12 protein-coding genes are annotated in these 16,153 nt (G+C 64.7%); 5 read left to right on the top strand and 7 right to left on the bottom strand.

Annotated elements, in window-relative coordinates; genetic code table 11:
• Together FXV83_RS43620 and FXV83_RS36855 are read left to right on the top strand one after the other, a co-directional pair.
• Positions 1–200: hypothetical protein (locus tag FXV83_RS43620; RefSeq protein WP_210250783.1), on the top strand; the 200-nt coding region annotated here is incomplete at its 5' end.
• Positions 201–284: 84 nt separating this feature from the next.
• Positions 285–1,559, top strand: a complete 1,275-nt coding sequence (locus FXV83_RS36855; RefSeq protein WP_148744565.1) for an acyl-CoA dehydrogenase family protein — start codon at positions 285–287, stop codon at positions 1,557–1,559.
• Between the two features lie 135 nt (positions 1,560–1,694).
• On the opposite strand, the gene yghU is transcribed toward FXV83_RS36855, so the two are convergent.
• Positions 1,695–2,579, bottom strand: coding sequence for a glutathione-dependent disulfide-bond oxidoreductase (yghU, locus tag FXV83_RS36850; protein WP_148744563.1), 885 nt, complete (start codon positions 2,577–2,579; stop codon positions 1,695–1,697).
• 278 nt (positions 2,580–2,857) lie between these two features.
• Between yghU and FXV83_RS36845 the strand changes: the two genes are divergently transcribed.
• Positions 2,858–3,991, top strand: a complete 1,134-nt coding sequence (locus tag FXV83_RS36845; RefSeq protein ID WP_148744561.1) for a nitronate monooxygenase — start codon at positions 2,858–2,860, stop codon at positions 3,989–3,991.
• Positions 3,992–4,155: 164 nt separating this feature from the next.
• Complete coding sequence (locus FXV83_RS36840; RefSeq protein ID WP_148744558.1) at positions 4,156–5,670, top strand: acetyl-CoA acetyltransferase; 1,515 nt, start codon at positions 4,156–4,158, stop codon at positions 5,668–5,670.
• A 105-nt stretch (positions 5,671–5,775) separates the two neighbouring features.
• Here the strand turns inward: FXV83_RS36840 and FXV83_RS36835 are convergent, their stop codons facing one another.
• The 6 genes from FXV83_RS36835 to ltnD all read right to left on the bottom strand — a co-directional run bounded on the left by FXV83_RS36835 (position 5,776) and on the right by ltnD (position 15,461).
• Positions 5,776–6,972 carry an efflux RND transporter periplasmic adaptor subunit gene (locus tag FXV83_RS36835; RefSeq protein ID WP_148744556.1) on the bottom strand — a complete coding sequence of 399 codons (1,197 nt, stop codon included), beginning with the start codon at positions 6,970–6,972 and terminating at the stop codon, positions 5,776–5,778.
• A complete protein-coding gene (locus FXV83_RS36830; protein ID WP_148744554.1) occupies positions 6,959–10,138 on the bottom strand; it encodes an efflux RND transporter permease subunit in 3,180 nt (1,059 codons plus the stop codon). Before FXV83_RS36830 ends, FXV83_RS36835 begins: the two co-directional genes overlap by 14 nt.
• 239 nt (positions 10,139–10,377) lie before the next feature.
• Entirely contained in the window at positions 10,378–12,069 is a 1,692-nt protein-coding gene (locus FXV83_RS36825; protein WP_148744552.1) for a methyl-accepting chemotaxis protein, read from the bottom strand.
• 164 nt (positions 12,070–12,233) lie between these two features.
• Positions 12,234–13,523 (bottom strand): 3-oxo-tetronate kinase, encoded by a 1,290-nt coding sequence (otnK, locus tag FXV83_RS36820; protein ID WP_148744550.1) that lies wholly within the window; start codon positions 13,521–13,523, stop codon positions 12,234–12,236.
• Positions 13,520–14,302 (bottom strand): 2-oxo-tetronate isomerase, encoded by a 783-nt coding sequence (gene otnI / locus FXV83_RS36815; RefSeq protein ID WP_148744548.1) that lies wholly within the window; start codon positions 14,300–14,302, stop codon positions 13,520–13,522. The genes otnK and otnI overlap by 4 nt, the downstream gene beginning before the upstream one ends.
• A 22-nt stretch (positions 14,303–14,324) precedes the next feature.
• A complete protein-coding gene (gene ltnD, locus FXV83_RS36810; RefSeq protein ID WP_283811743.1) occupies positions 14,325–15,461 on the bottom strand; it encodes an L-threonate dehydrogenase in 1,137 nt (378 codons plus the stop codon).
• Here ltnD and otnC point away from each other — a divergent pair.
• Positions 15,357–16,013, top strand: a complete 657-nt coding sequence (otnC, locus tag FXV83_RS36805) for a 3-oxo-tetronate 4-phosphate decarboxylase (RefSeq protein ID WP_488226267.1) — start codon at positions 15,357–15,359, stop codon at positions 16,011–16,013. The genes ltnD and otnC overlap by 105 nt on opposite strands.
• The last annotated feature ends 140 nt before the right edge of the window (positions 16,014–16,153 follow it).

The following is a 16,153-nucleotide window of genomic DNA, read 5'->3' as shown; positions in this document are numbered from 1 at the left end:
GGCCGGGACCCATAACCACCGGGGCAAATTATTGCGCGAAGCAGGTGACTCCGAGTCCCCGTAACTACGCCTGCCTGTGGTTATGGATCCCGGATCTGCGCGCGCTTGAGGCGCGCTTGTCCGGGACGACGTCGGCGAGAGATCTCGCCCGTTCAAACAACATTTCAAACGCCCTCGCGAAATTCCATCGCGTGGTATGACTCGCGTGAAAAATGCACGCTCGCGCTTTGGCCGCGCTGCGACTATTCTGCGGCCCAATAGTCTCAGCGACTCCGGGAGGAACAATGAAACACACCTACATTCCCCGCACCACCAACTACACGCTCAATCCCGGCGACGAGCTCAATGATTTGCGTATGTCGGACCAGGTCCGGCCGCTCTACGACCACGTCAAGAAATTCATTCGCGACACCGTCGAGCCGATGTCGATCGAGTTCAACAAGGCCGGTGAGAGCAAGGAAGACCGCTGGAGCTTTACGCCGAAGCAGCTCGATGTGCTGGAGAGGGCCAAGAACAAGGCCAAGCAGGAAGGCCTCTGGAACTTCTTCCTGCCCGACGACGAGACCGGCCAGGGCCTGAAGAATCTCGACTACGCCTATATCGCCTCGGAGCTCGGCAAGAGCCCGCTGGCCTCCGAGACCATGAACTGCTCGGCGCCCGACACCGGCAACATGGAGGTGCTGGAGCGCGTCGGCACCAAGGAGCAGAAGGAGAAGTGGCTGAAGCCGCTGATGAACGGCGAGATCCGCTCGGCCTATGTCATGACCGAGCCGAACGTCGCCTCGTCCGATGCCAAGAACATCTCGACGACGGCAAAGCTCGTCGGCGACGAATGGGTCATCAACGGCGAAAAGTATTACATCTCCGGCCTCGGCGATCCCCGCTGCAAGATCCTCATCGTGATGGTGAAGACCAATCCGGATGCGGCGCCGAGCAAGCAGCAGTCACAGATCCTGGTGTCGCGGGACACGCCCGGCGTCGAGGTACTCGGTCCGATGTACGTGTTCGGCCAGGACCACGCCCCGCGCGGCCACATGCACATGCGCTTCAATAATGTCCGGGTGCCCAAGGAGAACATCCTGCTCGGCGAAGGCCGCGGCTTCGAGATCTCGCAGCTCCGCCTTGGACCTGGCCGCATCCATCACTGCATGCGCACCATCGGCAAGGCCGAGAAGGCGCTCGATTTAATGGTGCAGCGGGGGCTGACCCGCGAAGCCTTCGGCAAGAAGATCGCCCATCTTGGCGGCAACATGCAGATCATCGCGCAGGCGCGCTGCGAGATCGAGGCGATGCGGCTGATGGTGCTGAAGGCGGCGAAGGCGATGGACGTGCTCGGCAACAAGGAGGCCCGCGTCTGGGTCTCCATGGTCAAGGCCATGGTGCCGGAGCGCGCCTGCAAGATCATCGACCAGGCGATCCAGATGCATGGCGCTACCGGCATCTCGCACTGGACCCCGCTCGCCGAGATGTATCAGGACGTGCGCCACCTGCGTTTTGCGGATGGTCCGGACGAGGTGCACTGGATGGTGGTCGGACGCCACGAGCTGAGCATGGCGTGAGGTTTCGCCTAGTGCAGCCCTGCCGTAGGGTGAGCAAAGTCGCGCTGTTGGCGCGCCGTGCCCACCATCACACTTTCCCGCACAGGGCGGTGGGCACGCTTCGCTTTGCCCACCCTACGATAGTCAGAGATGCGGCTACGACGCAGCAGCCACTTCGCCGATCTTGTCCTGCGTCTTGGTGTCGAAATCGCTGGCATCGTGGCGTTCGTGGAGCTGGCTTGCGGGATCGCCGGAGACGCGGTTGACCATGCGGCCGCGCTTCACGGCCGGGCGCTTGGCGATCTCATCGGTCCAGCGCTGCACGTTCTTGTAGTCCTTCACCGACAAGAACTCGCCGGCGCCATAGACCAGCCCCTTGGCGAGCGCGCCGTACCACGGCCACACCGCAATGTCGGCGATGGTGTACTCGCTGCCCGCCAGGTAAGCGTTGTCGGCGAGCCGTCGATCAAGCACGTCGAGCTGGCGCTTGGTCTCCATCGCGAAACGGTCGATGGCGTATTCGATCTTGCTCGGCGCGTAAGCGTAGAAATGGCCGAAGCCGCCGCCGAGATAGGGCGCGCTGCCCATCTGCCAGAATAGCCAGGACATGGCCTCGGTGCGGGTCTTGATGTCCTTCGGCAGGAAGGCGCCGAATTTTTCCGCGAGGTAGAACAGGATCGACCCGGACTCGAATACGCGGATCGGCTCGGGGCCGGAACGGTCCATCAGCGCCGGGATCTTCGAGTTCGGATTGATGTCGACGAAACCGCTGCCGAACTGCTCACCCTTGCCGATGTTGATGAGCCAGGCGTCGTATTCGGCGCCCTTGTGGCCCAGCGCCAAAAGCTCCTCCAGCATCACCGTGACCTTCACGCCATTCGGCGTCGCCAGCGAATAGAGCTGGAACGGATGGCGGCCGACCGGCAGCTCCTTGTCGTGGGTGGGACCGGCGACCGGGCGGTTGATGTTGGCAAACTGGCCGCCATTCTCCTTATTCCAGGTCCAGACTTTAGGCGGTACGTAGGCGGGGACATCGGTCATGCAACGGACTCCGGCGAAAAGATGCGTCTGCATTAATTAGCCCGCAAATGGCCGATGGCAAGGCCGCCCGATCTGCACGAGGCGCGGAGCTCACGCCCGTGTCATGCAGCTTGACCGTGCCGAGGAGCTCCTGGACCAGGCGCACTGCCGACGGCGTGTGCACGCAAGATGCACCATCAAATCCGGATTGGCATTGCGCAAGACGATGATCTAGCGTCGATGAGCCTTCGCCAAAGAGAGCAACAACAGCAACGCGGGGCGGCTGCCGGGAGAGAGCCATGAAATCGCCGATCTGCGACATGCTGGGGATCGAGTTCCCGCTGTTCGCCTTCAGCCATTGCCGGGACGTCGTTGCCGCCGTCAGCCGCGCCGGTGGCTTCGGCGTGCTCGGCGCCACCGTGCATACGCCGGACACACTCGAGCGCGAGCTGAAATGGATCGACGCGCACGTCGATGGCAAGCCCTACGGCATCGACGTGCTGATCCCCGAAAACATGTCCACCGCAGGCGAGAAGGACGTCACCTGGAAGAGTCTGGAGGCGCGGGTGCCGCAGGAGCACCGCGACTACACAAGCGATCTCCTGAAGAAGTACGACATCGAGCTCACAACGACCAGTGTCGCGGACAACCAGCCGCAGCCGTTCGATGCCAGAAATGCGCTGGAACTGCTCGAGGTGTCCTTCCGCCATCCGATCCGGCTGATTGCGAACGCTCTGGGCGTTCCGCCCAAGGCCATGATCGAAATGGGCAGGACGCATGGCGTGCCCGTCGCGGCCCTGGTCGGCGCCAAGGAGCACGCGCTGCGCCAGGTCGCAGCCGGCGTCGATATCCTCGTGGTGCAAGGCACCGAGGCCGGCGGCCATTGCGGCGAGGTCTCGACCATGGTGCTGGTGCCCGAGGTGATCAAGGCGATCAAAGCGATCCGCGATGTGCCGGTGCTCGCCGCTGGCGGCATCATGACGGGACGGCAGATGGCGGCCTGCATGGCGATGGGCGCGGCCGGCGCCTGGACTGGCTCTGTGTGGCTTGCGACCGTCGAGGCCGAGACCACTGAGATCTTTCGCGAGAAGATGATCGCAGCGTCCTCGCGCGAGGCGGTGCGATCGAAGGGCCGCACCGGCAAACCGGCGCGGCAGCTGCGTTCGGTGTGGACCGATGCCTGGGACCGCGCGCCGGAGAGCCCGGGCGCGCTGCCGATGCCGCTTCAAAGCATCATCAGCCGCGATGCCTTCAACGCGATCGACCGCGCGGCGGCGAGCGGCAACGTCAAGGCGCGCGATCTCGTCAGCTATTTTGTCGGCCAGGGCGTCGGCCTGATCGACAGCGTAAAGTCGGCGGGTGCCGTGGTGCAGGAGTTCAAGGAAGACTTTGCCGAAGCCGTCGAGCACATGAATGCGCTGGTGGCGGAGTAGTCGCCTGCGGCCCATCCTTCGAGGCTCGGCCAGCAGCGCAGATGCGCCGCTGGCCTCGCACCTCAGGATGACGCTCTACCCGTAGCCGTCACCCTGAGGCGCCGTAGCGTAGCGGAGGCCTCGAAGGGCGGCGGCGTGATCAAGATCTAGAATGTGAAGCAAGAATGACAAAATCTCCTACCTCCCCTGACCACATCCCCGTCATCGCTGGCGTCGGCGAGATCGTCGACCGCCCGAAGGAGATTACCGACGGACTCGAGCCGCTCGACCTGCTCGAACAGGCGCTGCGCCGCGCGGAAGCGGATGCCGGCGCGAAGCTGCTCGGCGAGGCGCAGTCGCTCGACGTCGTCAACTTCCTGAGCTGGCGCTATCGCGATCCGGAGAAGCTGCTGGCGCAGCGCCTCGGCATTACGCCCTCACATTGCTATTACGGCCCGGTCGGCGGCGAGAGCCCGATCCGCTACATCCACGAGGCGGCGCAACGCATTGCGCGCGGCGAATGCAGCGTTGCCGCTGTCTGCGGCGCGGAGGCGCAGTCGACTGCAACCAAGGCCGAACGCGCCGGCGCAAAGCTGCCGTGGACGCCGTTTGCGCATGACGTCGAGGAGCCGAAGCGCGGCGCGGCGTTCCAGAAGCCGCTGGCGGTGAAGCTCGGCGTGTTCCGGCCTGTGACCGTCTATCCGTTCTACGAAGCGGCGACGTCGGCACATTGGGGCCAGACGCCGCGCGAGGCGATGGAAGAGTCGGGAACGTTGTGGTCGCGCTATTCGGGGGCCGCCGCGCAAAATCCCAACGCCTGGCTGAAGCGGTGCTTTGCGCCGGACGAGATCACGACGCCGACTGCGGATAACCGCCTGATCGCGTGGCCCTATACAAAGCTAATGGTGGCCAACCCCATGGTCAACATGGGCGGCGCGCTGCTGCTCACCAGCCTTGCCAAAGCACGTGCGGCCGGCATCGCGGAAGACAAGCTGGTCTACCCGCTGGGTGGCGCCTCGGCGGAAGAGGCGCGCGACTATCTCTTGCGCGACCAGTTCTATGAGAGCCATCCGCAGAACGCGGTGCTGAAAGCCGTGATGGACCTCGCCGGTGGTGACGGCAAGAAGTTCGACGCGATCGAGCTCTACAGCTGCTTTCCTTGCGTCCCCAAGATGGCGCGGCGGACGCTCGGCCTTGGCGCCGACGTGCAGCCGACCGTGACCGGCGGGCTCACCTTCTTCGGCGCGCCGCTCAACACCTATATGACGCATGCGGCCTGCGCGATGGTGCGGCGCCTGCGCGACGGCGCAAGGCTCGGCCTGCTCTATGGACAGGGCGGCTTCGTCACCAAGCATCATGCATTGGCGGTCTCGAAGACGCCGCCGCGCGAGGCGCTGGCGCAGGAGACGAGCGTGCAGGCGGAGGCCGAGCGCAACAAGCGCGCGGTGCCGGAGTTCGATACGGAGGTCAGCGGCAAGGGCAGCGTCGAGAGCTTTACGGTGCTTTACGGCCGCGGAGGCGACGTCGAACACGGCGTCGTCATGCTGCGTACGGCAGATGACCGGCGGACCCTTGCGCGGATCCCCGCAAGCGACAGCGCCACGCTGGCACATCTGCTCGATACGGAACGTACGCCGGTCGGCTCGCTCGGCGAGATCAAGATGGCCGCCGACGGCGTGCCGGAATGGCGGGTGGCTTAGCTCTTGTAGGGTGGGCAAAGGCGCACTTTGCGCCGTGCCCACCGCTCTTCTCCGCGGCCAGGTGATGGTGGGCACGCTCCGCTTTGCCCACCCTACGAGATCAGCCTACCCCTTCGGCGCCTGCTTCTCCGACGCCGTCGCCGGCTTGCCCTTGGCGCCGGCCACGCGCACATGCTCGCCATCGGACAGACCGTCCGGCGGGGCCGTGATGACGCGGTCGTCGGGCGCTATGCCCGAGGCGAGTTCGATCTCGCGGCCGAGATCACGTGCGATCGTCACGGCTTTGAACAGCACCTTGTCGTCTCCGCCGACGGTGGCGACGCGCAGGCCGCTGCCGTTGAAGATCAGGGCGCTGGCGGGAATGCTCAGCGGCGCGGCATCGCGCTCGAGACTGAGCTTCACGCTGGCATAACCGCCGGGCATCAGTTCTCCGCTGGCATTGTCCAACCCAAGCTGCATGCGCGTGGTGCCGGAGGCGACGTCGACGGCTTGTGAAGAAGCCTCCACCGTCGCCTGGAAGGTCCGGTTCGGATACTCCGGCAGCACGATGACGGCCTTGGCGCCGATCTTGATCGCCGGCACGTAATTCTGCGGCACGTTGACATAGACCCGCAGCTTGGTGATGTCGGAGACCACGAACATCGCCGGGCCCGAGCCGCCGCCCGCGTTGATCAGCGCACCGACGTCGGTGTCGCGCGCGGTGACCACGCCGTCGAATGGCACCGTGATCTTCTTGTAGCCGGCCAGCGCCTCAAGCCGCTCGACATTGGCCTGCCCGGAATGGACGGCCGCGTTCTTGTTGGAGAGATCGGCGGTGCGCTCGTCGATCTCCTGGGCGGAGACGAAGTTGGAGGCGACCAGCGTCTTGCGCCGGTTCAGCGTCGCCTCCGACAGCCTTGCGCTGGCCTGCTGGCTGGCGAGGTCGGCACGGGCCTGCAAGAGCTGCTGGTCGAGGTCGGGCGCCTCTATCTCGGCAATCACTTGGCCGGCCTTGACGCGGGCGCCGATGTCGGCGCTCCAGCTCTTCAGATAGCCCGAGACGCGGGCGAAGATGGGCGCGCGATAGTACGCCTCGAGGCGACCCGGCAGATCGAGGGTGGCATTGCGGGACTTGGCATTGGGCAGGGTCACCGCGACGCTGGGGACGGCCTGATCGTCGGTCCATTCCTTCAGCCTGGAGCCCTGCTCCTCGCGAGCCCGGATGCCAGTGCCGACCACGAGGCCTGCCGCGATCAGCGCCACCACGCCGAATATGCCCAGTTTCCGGCGCGACGCCGGTGAGCGTGGTTCAGTGGGCGACATGCGAAGTCTCCGATGAGGCGGCAGCTTTGGCGCCTTGTTTCTTGTGAACCATGCTGAACACCACGGGAACAAACATCAGTGTGGCGAAGGTTGCAAAGATCAGGCCGCCGATCACAGCGCGGCCGAGCGGCGCATTCTGCTCGCCTCCCTCGCCTAGTCCCAAGGCCATCGGCGCCATGCCGATGATCATGGCGAGCGCGGTCATCAGCACCGGGCGGAACCGCACGAAGCCGGCTTCGAGCGCGGCTGCGATGGGATCGCCGAGCTGCTCATAGCGCTCGCGGGCGAAAGAGATCACGAGCACACTGTTGGCGGTGGCAACGCCCATGCACATGATGGCGCCGGTCAGCGCCGGCACCGACAGTGTCGTCTCGGTCGTGAACAGCATCCAGACGATGCCGGCAAGTGCGGCCGGCAGCGCCGTGATAATGACGAACGGATCGGACCAGGACTGGAAGTTCACGACGATCAGGAAGTAGATCAGCACGACCGCCGCCAGCAGGCCGAACACCAGGCCGGTGAAGGCACTGTTCATGGTCTGAACCTGGCCGAGCAGCGCAACGGATGAGCCCCTCGGCACCTCCTTGGCGGTATCGGCGATCACCTGCCGGATGTCGGCGGCGACCGCGCCGAGGTCCCGGCCCGATGTGGTGGCAAAAATCTGCACCAGCGTCTGAATGTCATATTGCGACACCACCGCGCTCGACGTCGATCGCTTGATGTCGGCGATGCCGCCGAGGATCGGCGACTGCGAGTTGCCGGTCGCCGTGATCGGCAGCGTCTGCAGCGCGCTGAGCGAATCGATCTGGTACTGCGGCGTCTGCATCACGATGGAGTAGGACACGCCGTTATCGGGGTTGAGGTAGTAGGTCGGCGCCACCTGCGAGGAGCCGGCCAGATTGACCACGAGGCTGTTGGTGACATCGCGCTCGGTCAGTCCGACATATTGCGCGCGGGTGCGGTCGACATCGATGTTGAAGGTCGGATTGTTCGGCGACTGCTGGATGCGCGCGTCGGCGATGCCCGGAATACGCCGGACCTTGGCCAGCAAGGTGTTGGCGTAGGCGAAGTTGGCCTGGGCATTGGCGCCGCGAATCTGGAGGTCGATCGGAGCCGGCGCGCCAAAATTCAGGATCTGGCTGACGATGTCGGCCGGCAGGAAGGCAAAGCTGACGCCGGGGAACAGCCGCGGCAACTGCTCGCGCAGCACGCGCACGTGCTCCTCGGTCGGCTTATGGCCCTCCTTCAGCTTGATCTGGATATCGCCGTCCTGCGGGCCGATCACGCCGGTGTTGTTGTAGGTCATGTTGATGCCGGAGATGGGCATGCCAATGTTGTCGGTCAGCGTCTCGATTTCGCCGGGGATCAGCTTGCGGATCGCCTTCTGCACGTCAGCGAGCTGGTTGGCGGTCTCCTCGACGCGGGTGCCGACCTGGGTGCGGACATGCATCAGGATGTTGCCGGCATCGACCGCCGGGAAGAAGTTGCGCCCCAAGAACGGCACCAGCGCGAAGGACGCACCGACAACGCACACAAAACCGATCACGAACACCGCGCGGTGGGCCAATGCGAGCCCGAGAGAGTTGTGGTAACCGCCGCGAATGCGCTCGAAGCGCGCCTCGAAGCCGCGCTGGAACCACACCAGCGGATTACGCGATGTCGGCGGCGCGCCCTCGTGATGCACATGCGACTGCAACAGATAATTGGCCATGGTCGGCACCAGCGTGCGCGACAGCAGGAACGACCAGATCATCGCGAACATGACAGCTTCGGCCATCGGCACGAACAGGAAGCGCGCGACGCCGGTGAGGAAGAACATCGGCACGAACACGATGCAGATGCAGAGCAGCGAAACGAAGGCCGGCGTTACGATCTGGTTGGCGCCGTCGAGGATCGACTGCTCGACGGGCTTACCTTGTTCCAGATGGTAGTTGATGTTCTCGATTGTGACCGTGGCGTCGTCGACCAGGATGCCGACGGCAAGCGCAAGCCCGCCCAGCGTCATGATGTTCAACGTCTCGCCGATCGCTGACAGCATGATGATGGCGCCTAGCACCGACAGCGGGATCGAGACCGCGATGATCACGGTGGAGCGCCAGCTGCCGAGGAACAGCAGGATCATCACGCTGGTGAGCAGCGCCGCGATCACGCCCTCGACGGCGACGCCTTGGATCGCGCCGCGGACGAACACCGACTGGTCGCCGATGAAGCCGATCTTCAGCGCGTCCGGCAGCTGATCCTTGACGTCGATCACCTTCTGCTTGATACCCGCGATGATGTCGAGCGTCGAGGTCGCACCCGCCTTCAAGACCATCATCAGCACCGAACGGTTGCCATCGACATGGACGATGTTGGTCTGTGGCGGATTGCCGTCGCGCACGGTCGCAACGTCGCGCACATAGACCATCGCGCCATTGACGGTCTTGATCGGCAGATTGCCGAGCTCCTCGATCTTCAGCGGCGAGTTGTTGAGCTGGATGTTGTACTCGAAGGTGCCGATCTTCTGGGTTCCGACCGGCGTGATCAGGTTTTGCGCGGCCAGCGCGTTCGCGACGTCCTGGCCGGACAGGCCGCGGGCCTGAAGCGCGGTCGGGTCGAGATCGATCTGGACCTGGCGCTGCTTGCCGCCGAACGGATACGGGATCGCCGCGCCGGGCACGGTGACGAGCGGCGTGCGGAGCTGGTTGATGCCGATGTCGGCGAGGTTCTGTTCGGTCAGCCCCTCGCCCGACAGTGCCACCTGGATGATCGGCACCGTCGAAGCCGAGTAGTTCAGGATCAAAGGCGGCGTCGCACCCGGCGGCATCTGCTTCAGCAACGTCTGCGAGATCGCGGTGACCTGGGCGTTGGCGGTGCGGATGTCGACATTGGGCTGAAAGAAGATCTTGATGATGCCAAAGCCGTTATAGGAATTGGCCGTGATGTGCTCGATGTCGTTGACGGTGGTCGTCAGCGCCCGCTGGAACGGCGTGGTGATGCGACCGGACATCTGGTCCGGCGGCAGGCCGGTGTACTGCCAGACCACGCCGATCACGGGAATGCGGATGTCCGGAAAGATGTCGGTCGGCGTCCGCAGCGCGGCAAGCGGTCCGATGATCAGGAGCAGGAGCGCCAGCACGACAAACGTATAGGGTCGGCTCAGGGCAATACGGACCAGAGCAATCATTCGCGAGGCAATTCCAGGTCAAGCGAGGATACGGAATCCGCCCGCACGCGGATCTTCTTCCCCCTTTACCCGAGCACCGCCGAAAACGCTAACCTCCGGCGACACTTCCGCATTCACTTCCGTGCTACCGCGCTGCAAAATAGGCATCGCAGCTATGCAGCTTGCGCCCGCGACATTGCAACCGCCTCGTCAACGTAGACGAGCGGCGCCGGGGAGCATTGCTCGCTGCAATTGCGCGCTTACGCCGCGCGGACGTTGGTCAGGAATTTGCTGACCTCGGACTTTAGCCGGCTCGAGTCGTTCGACAGCATCTGCGCTGCCGACAGCACCTGCGAGGAGGCCGTGCCGGTCTCGGTCGCGCCCCGCTGCACGTCGGTGATGTTGGAGGAGACCTGCTGGGTGCCTTGGGCTGCCTGCTGCACGTTGCGGGCGATCTCCTGGGTCGCCGCGCCCTGCTCTTCCACCGCAGCCGCAATGGCCGAGGAGATTTCCGACAGACGTTCGATAGTCGAGGAGATCTCCTTGATCGCGCCGACCGAGTCGTTGGTCGCCGCCTGGATGCCGGAGATCTGCTGGCCGATCTCGCCGGTTGCCTTCGCGGTCTGTTCGGCGAGCGCCTTCACCTCGGAAGCCACCACCGCGAAGCCGCGGCCTGCCTCGCCGGCGCGCGCCGCCTCGATGGTCGCGTTCAGCGCGAGCAGGTTGGTCTGGCCGGCGATGGTGTTGATCAGCTCGACGACATCGCCGATGCGGGAGGCCGCCTTGGACAGCTCGCTCACGCGCTCGGTGGTCGTGCGCGCCTGGCCGACTGCGTCGCCCGCCATCCGCGCCGATTCCTGCATCTGCCGGCTGATCTCGCCGACCGAGGAGGCCATCTCCTCCGTCGCCGAGGCCACCGACTGCACGTTGGTGGAGGCCTCTTCCGAAGCTGCCGCGACCGTGGTCGCCAGCCGCTGGGAGCGGTCGGCGGTCGAGGTCAGTGTCGAGGCGGAGGCTTCGAGCTGGGTCGAGGCCGAGGATACCGTCTGCACGATCTCGCCGATCATCGTTTCGAATTCGCGGGTGACGTTGTCGACGCGGCGGCCGCGCTCGATCTTGGCTTCGGCATCGGCGGCAGCCGCTTCATCGGCCGCCTTCTTGGCGATCAGGGCCTCCTTGAAGATCTGAAGCACGTCGGCCATGACGCCGATCTCGGTCTTCTCGCCGCGATGCGGGACTTCGGCGCCGAGGTCACTCTTGCCCAGCGCCTGCATCGGCCGAATGATGGAGTTGATGCCGCTGGAGACGTCGTGAACGAGATAGAAGCCGACGCCGATGCCGACCACGACCGCCGCACCGAGGATGATCGAAACCAGCATGAATGCAGAGAAATAGCTGTCCGCGGCGTCCTGAGCCGCCTGATCGCCACCCTTGGTGTTGAGTTCGACATCCTTACGCAGGACCTCGTCAGCCTGCAGTCCGATCTTGTTGACGGTCTTGGTGTTCAGCTCGTGCGCCTCGTGCGGTACCTTGCCGGCTTCCTTGCGCGAGATCGCCATGACTTCCTGGGTGCCCTGCTTGTAGGCGTCCCAGAGCTTGGCCCACTCGTTGTACAGCGCCCGCTCCTCAGACGAGGTAATCATGGGCTCGTACGCATTGCGGAATTTGGTGTTGGCCTCGACCACGCTGGCCAGCGTCTTTTCGGCCGCCAGCTTCTCTTCAAGAGTCTCCGCCAGCATGTGCTCGCGGATCACGTTGCGATAGGTGATGACGCCGGCCCTGAGATCTCCCAGCACCCGCACGCTCGGCATCCAGTTCGCGGTGATGTCGACCGCATTGGCGTTCATCGCCCGCATCTTCGTGACGGCGAGCAGACCCATGCCGGTCATCGCAACCAGCAGGAACGCCACGACGCTGATGATCTTGGCGCGGATGGAGATTTGGTAGAGCATAGTGGGTCTCTTTGTACTGGCGCGGGCGCGCGTCCGGACGTCTTACGAACCAAACAAAGGGAGCAGCGCCGACATCAGACAACAGAGCACCTGAGCAGATGTTAACTACGACTCCGTACGAGTACGGAAGCCCGAAACAACATGGGGCTAAGAATGCTCTGCGCTCAGCGCATGAGTCCAAGCGCATCCGTGAAAAACTCGGCACCGCCGAAATTTCCGGACTTCAAAGCAAGCAACATGTCGCCTTTTTCAGCACCGACCGCGCGCAGCACCGGAACGCCCGCGGCGATTTCTACTCCGACGAGAAAACCGGGAATCTTCAACCGATCGACCACCGCACCGGACGTCTCCCCGCCGGCAACGACCAAGCGCTTGACGCCGGCCTGCACCAGCCCCTCGGCGATATCAGCCATTGCGTGCTCGATGGCGAGGCCGACCGCGTCGCGGCCGTGGCGCGCCTGGAGCGCTGCGACCTGATCCGACGCCGAACTCGACGCGATCAGGACCGGACCATCGACTACTCGCGGCTTGGCCCATTCCAGCGCGCGCTGCGCCTCGCCCGCCCCCGTAATGATACCGTCCGGATCCAGATGAAGCACCGGCATGACGGCTTCTGCCTTGGCGATCTGCTGAAGCGTGGCCTGCGAGCAGCTTCCAGCAAGGCAGGCCGCCGATCCGCCGACCGGAGCCCCCGCCGCGCTGCTTGCCGTTGTCGATTTGACCTCGCCCGTCGACACCAGCGCCCGCGCTAGTCCCAAACCAATGCCGGAGGCGCCGACAGACAACCGGTGCCCGGCCGCAACGAGGCCGATGGTTTCGAGGTCGCGATCGAACACGGCGTCGATGACGGCGGCTCCGATGCCCTTGCCCGACAATTCGGCAAGGCGCGCCCGCACGGCATCCGCCCCGCGCGTGACGGTCGCGAGGTCGACGAGGCCGATTTGCGTCTTGCTCTGCCGAGCCAGCACGCGCACCAGGTTGGAATCACGCATTGGGTTGAGCGGATGGTCCTTCAGCGGGCTCTCGTTCAACGGCACGGCACCGACGAACAAATTGCCCTGGTAGACGGTGCGGCCGGTCTCCGGGAAGGCCGGCGTCACCAGCACGACGGCCTCGCCAGAATCGGCACGCAGCGCGTCCATTACCGGGCCGATGTTGCCGGCATCGGTGGAATCGAAGGTCGAGCAGATCTTGAACAGCACGTGGCCTGCGCCGCGACCGCGCAGCCATGCCTCCGCCGCGCGCGAGCGCGACACGGCAAGGCCCGCCTCGATCGAGCGGCTCTTCAGCGACACCACGACGGCGTCTACCTCGGGCAGCGCGAGATCGTCCGCGGGCACGCCGATGGTCTGCACGGTGCGCAGGCCCGCGCGCGTCAGCGTGTTGGCGAGATCGGAGGCGCCGGTGTAATCGTCGGCGATGCAGCCAAGAGATAGTCTCGCTGCAAGTGTCACGGCTTTACTCCCGCATAAGGCTTGAACCAGGCAAGACCGTCGGTGGTCTTGCCGCGCGGATTGTATTCGCAACCGACGAAGCCGGCATAGCCGAGCCGGTCGAGTTCGGCGAACAGGAACGGATAGTTCAGCTCCTCGCCGTCGGGCTCATTGCGCGAGGGAATGCTGGCGATCTGGACGTGGCCGATGATCGGCATCATCTCGCGCAGCCGCATGGTGACGTCGCCATGGATGATCTGGCAGTGATAGATGTCGAACTGCAGCTTCAGATTCGGAAGCCGCAGCTCGTGGATCAGATCGCGCGCGAAGCCGAAATCGTTGAGGAAGTAGCCGGGCACGTTGCGTGAATTGATCGGCTCGAGCACGATGTCGATGCCGTGCGGTCCGAAGAACTCCGCGGCCCACGCCACCGACTTGTAGAACGCCTCGATCGCGACGCGCTCGCCGCGATTGGCGATGCCGGCCATCAGGTGCAGGCGCTTGACGCCGGTGGCCTTGGCGTAGGGCAGCGCGGTCTCGAGGCTCGCCTTGAGATCGGCGAAGCGCGCCGGCAGTGCGGCAAACCCCTTCTCGCCGGCATTCCAGTCGCCCGGTGGCAGGTTGAACAAGGCTTGCGTCAGGCCGTTGCGCTTCAGCCGCTCGCCGACCGCCTCGGCCGGATGCTCGTAGGGAAAGAGGAACTCGACGGCCGTGAAGCCGGCTTGGGCTGCTGCATCAAAGCGGTCGAGGAACGGCACCTCGGTGAACATCATTGAGAGGTTGGCGGCGAAACGGGGCATTGGATCCTCTTCCTTATTTGTCTTATTTGTCGCCGGGCAACTTGACGCCGGTGACTTGCGCATACATCCGCGCCACCGACGCGTCATCGTCGCGGCCCATGCCGGCGGCTGACGTCATCAGGAACATCTGGAGGGCCGCAGCCGAGACCGGCACCGGGAATCTGGCGGTGCGCGCCATATCCTGGATGATGCCGAGGTCCTTGACGAAGATCTCGACCGCGCTGCGCGGCGTATAGTCGCCGTCAAGCACGTGCGGCATGCGGTTCTCAAACATCCAGGAATTGCCGGCGGACGCCGTGATCACCTCGTAGACCTTGCTGATGTCGAGGCCCTGCTTGGCGGCGAACGCGATCGCCTCCGAGGCAGCGGCGATATGCACGCCGGCAAGCAATTGATTGATCATCTTGAATGCAGCGCCCTGCCCCGCGGCATCGCCGAGTTCGTAGAGCTTGGCAGCCATGGCATCGAGCGCCGGTCGCGCTTTCGAAAAGGCAGCCGCACTGCCGGAAGCAAGGATCGTCAGCTCGCCCTGCGCGGCGCGCTGTGCGCCGCCGGAGATCGGTGCATCGAGGTAATGCCGGCCGGTCGCCTCCAGCTGCTTGGCGAGACGGCGCGCCACGTCGGGATCCATGGTGGCGGAGGAGATGAAGACGCTGTCCTTCGGCATCGTCTCGGCGGCGCCGTCCTTGCCGAACAGCACCGCTTCGGTCTGCGCGGCATTCACGACGACGCTAACCACGACGTCGGCGTCCTTGGCCGCCTCGGCCGGAGTCTTGGCGCCGGCACCGCCGTCCTTGACGAAGCGCGCCACCGCATCGGTGGAGACGTCGCAGCCGGTGACGGCAAAGCCTGTCTTTTTCAGCGAAGTCGCCATGCCGAAGCCCATCGAGCCGAGCCCGATGACGGCGATGCGCTGATCTTGTGACGCGGAGGCGGACATGCGGTTGATCCTTACGAACGTTTCCCGGACGGCCGCCCTTTGCGGCAGCTCATGGCATCGAATAACACGGCTTGGCCGCGCTGCCAAAGCGTGAGACAAGCAGGCATGACGGCCATGAGCGAGACACGGCTTCGCGAGGACATCTGCCGCTTCGGGCGTTCCCTGTTCGAGCGCGGGCTGACGCCTGGCTCCTCCGGCAATATCAGCGTCAAGATGCATGATGGCGGATGGCTAGTGACGCCCACCAATGCCTCCCTCGGCTTCCTCGACCCGGCGCGGCTGTCGCGGCTGGATGGACGGGGGCGCCTCCTCTCAGGTGATGCGCCCACCAAGGAAGTTCCGCTGCACACAGCACTCTACGACACGCGCGAAAGTGCACGCGCGATCGTGCATCTGCACTCGACCCATTCGGTCGCGCTCTCGATGCTGCCGGAGATCGACCCGCGCGCCGCTCTGCCGCCGATGACGGCCTATTATCTGATGAAATGCGGCGCCACCGCGCTCGTGCCCTATTACCGCCCCGGTGATCCCGCGGTCGCCGATGCGATCAAAGGGCTGGCGGGGAAATATTCGTCGGTGCTGCTCGCCAATCACGGCCCGGTGGTCGCCGGCGATACGCTGGAGGCCGCGGTGTTCGCGACGGAGGAGCTGGAGGAGACGGCAAAGCTGTACCTGCTGCTGCGGGGGATGAACCCGCGGTATTTGTCGGCGGAGCAGGTGACGGATTTGGTCAAGGTGTTCGGGGTGACGCTGCCGGATCATGGGCATTAGCCACACACACCGACGTCATCCTGAGGTGCGAGCCTTGCGATGCAATTGCATCGCAAGGTGAAGCCTCGAAGGATGGGCCACGGGCGCTTTGCGGCCCATCCTTCGAGGCGCGCAAGGGCGCGCACCTCAGATCCTATGGG

The organism is Bradyrhizobium hipponense (assembly GCF_008123965.1).
Taxonomy (GTDB): Bacteria; Pseudomonadota; Alphaproteobacteria; order Rhizobiales; family Xanthobacteraceae; genus Bradyrhizobium; species Bradyrhizobium hipponense.
This window is presented reverse-complemented; position numbering and strand designations above follow the sequence as displayed.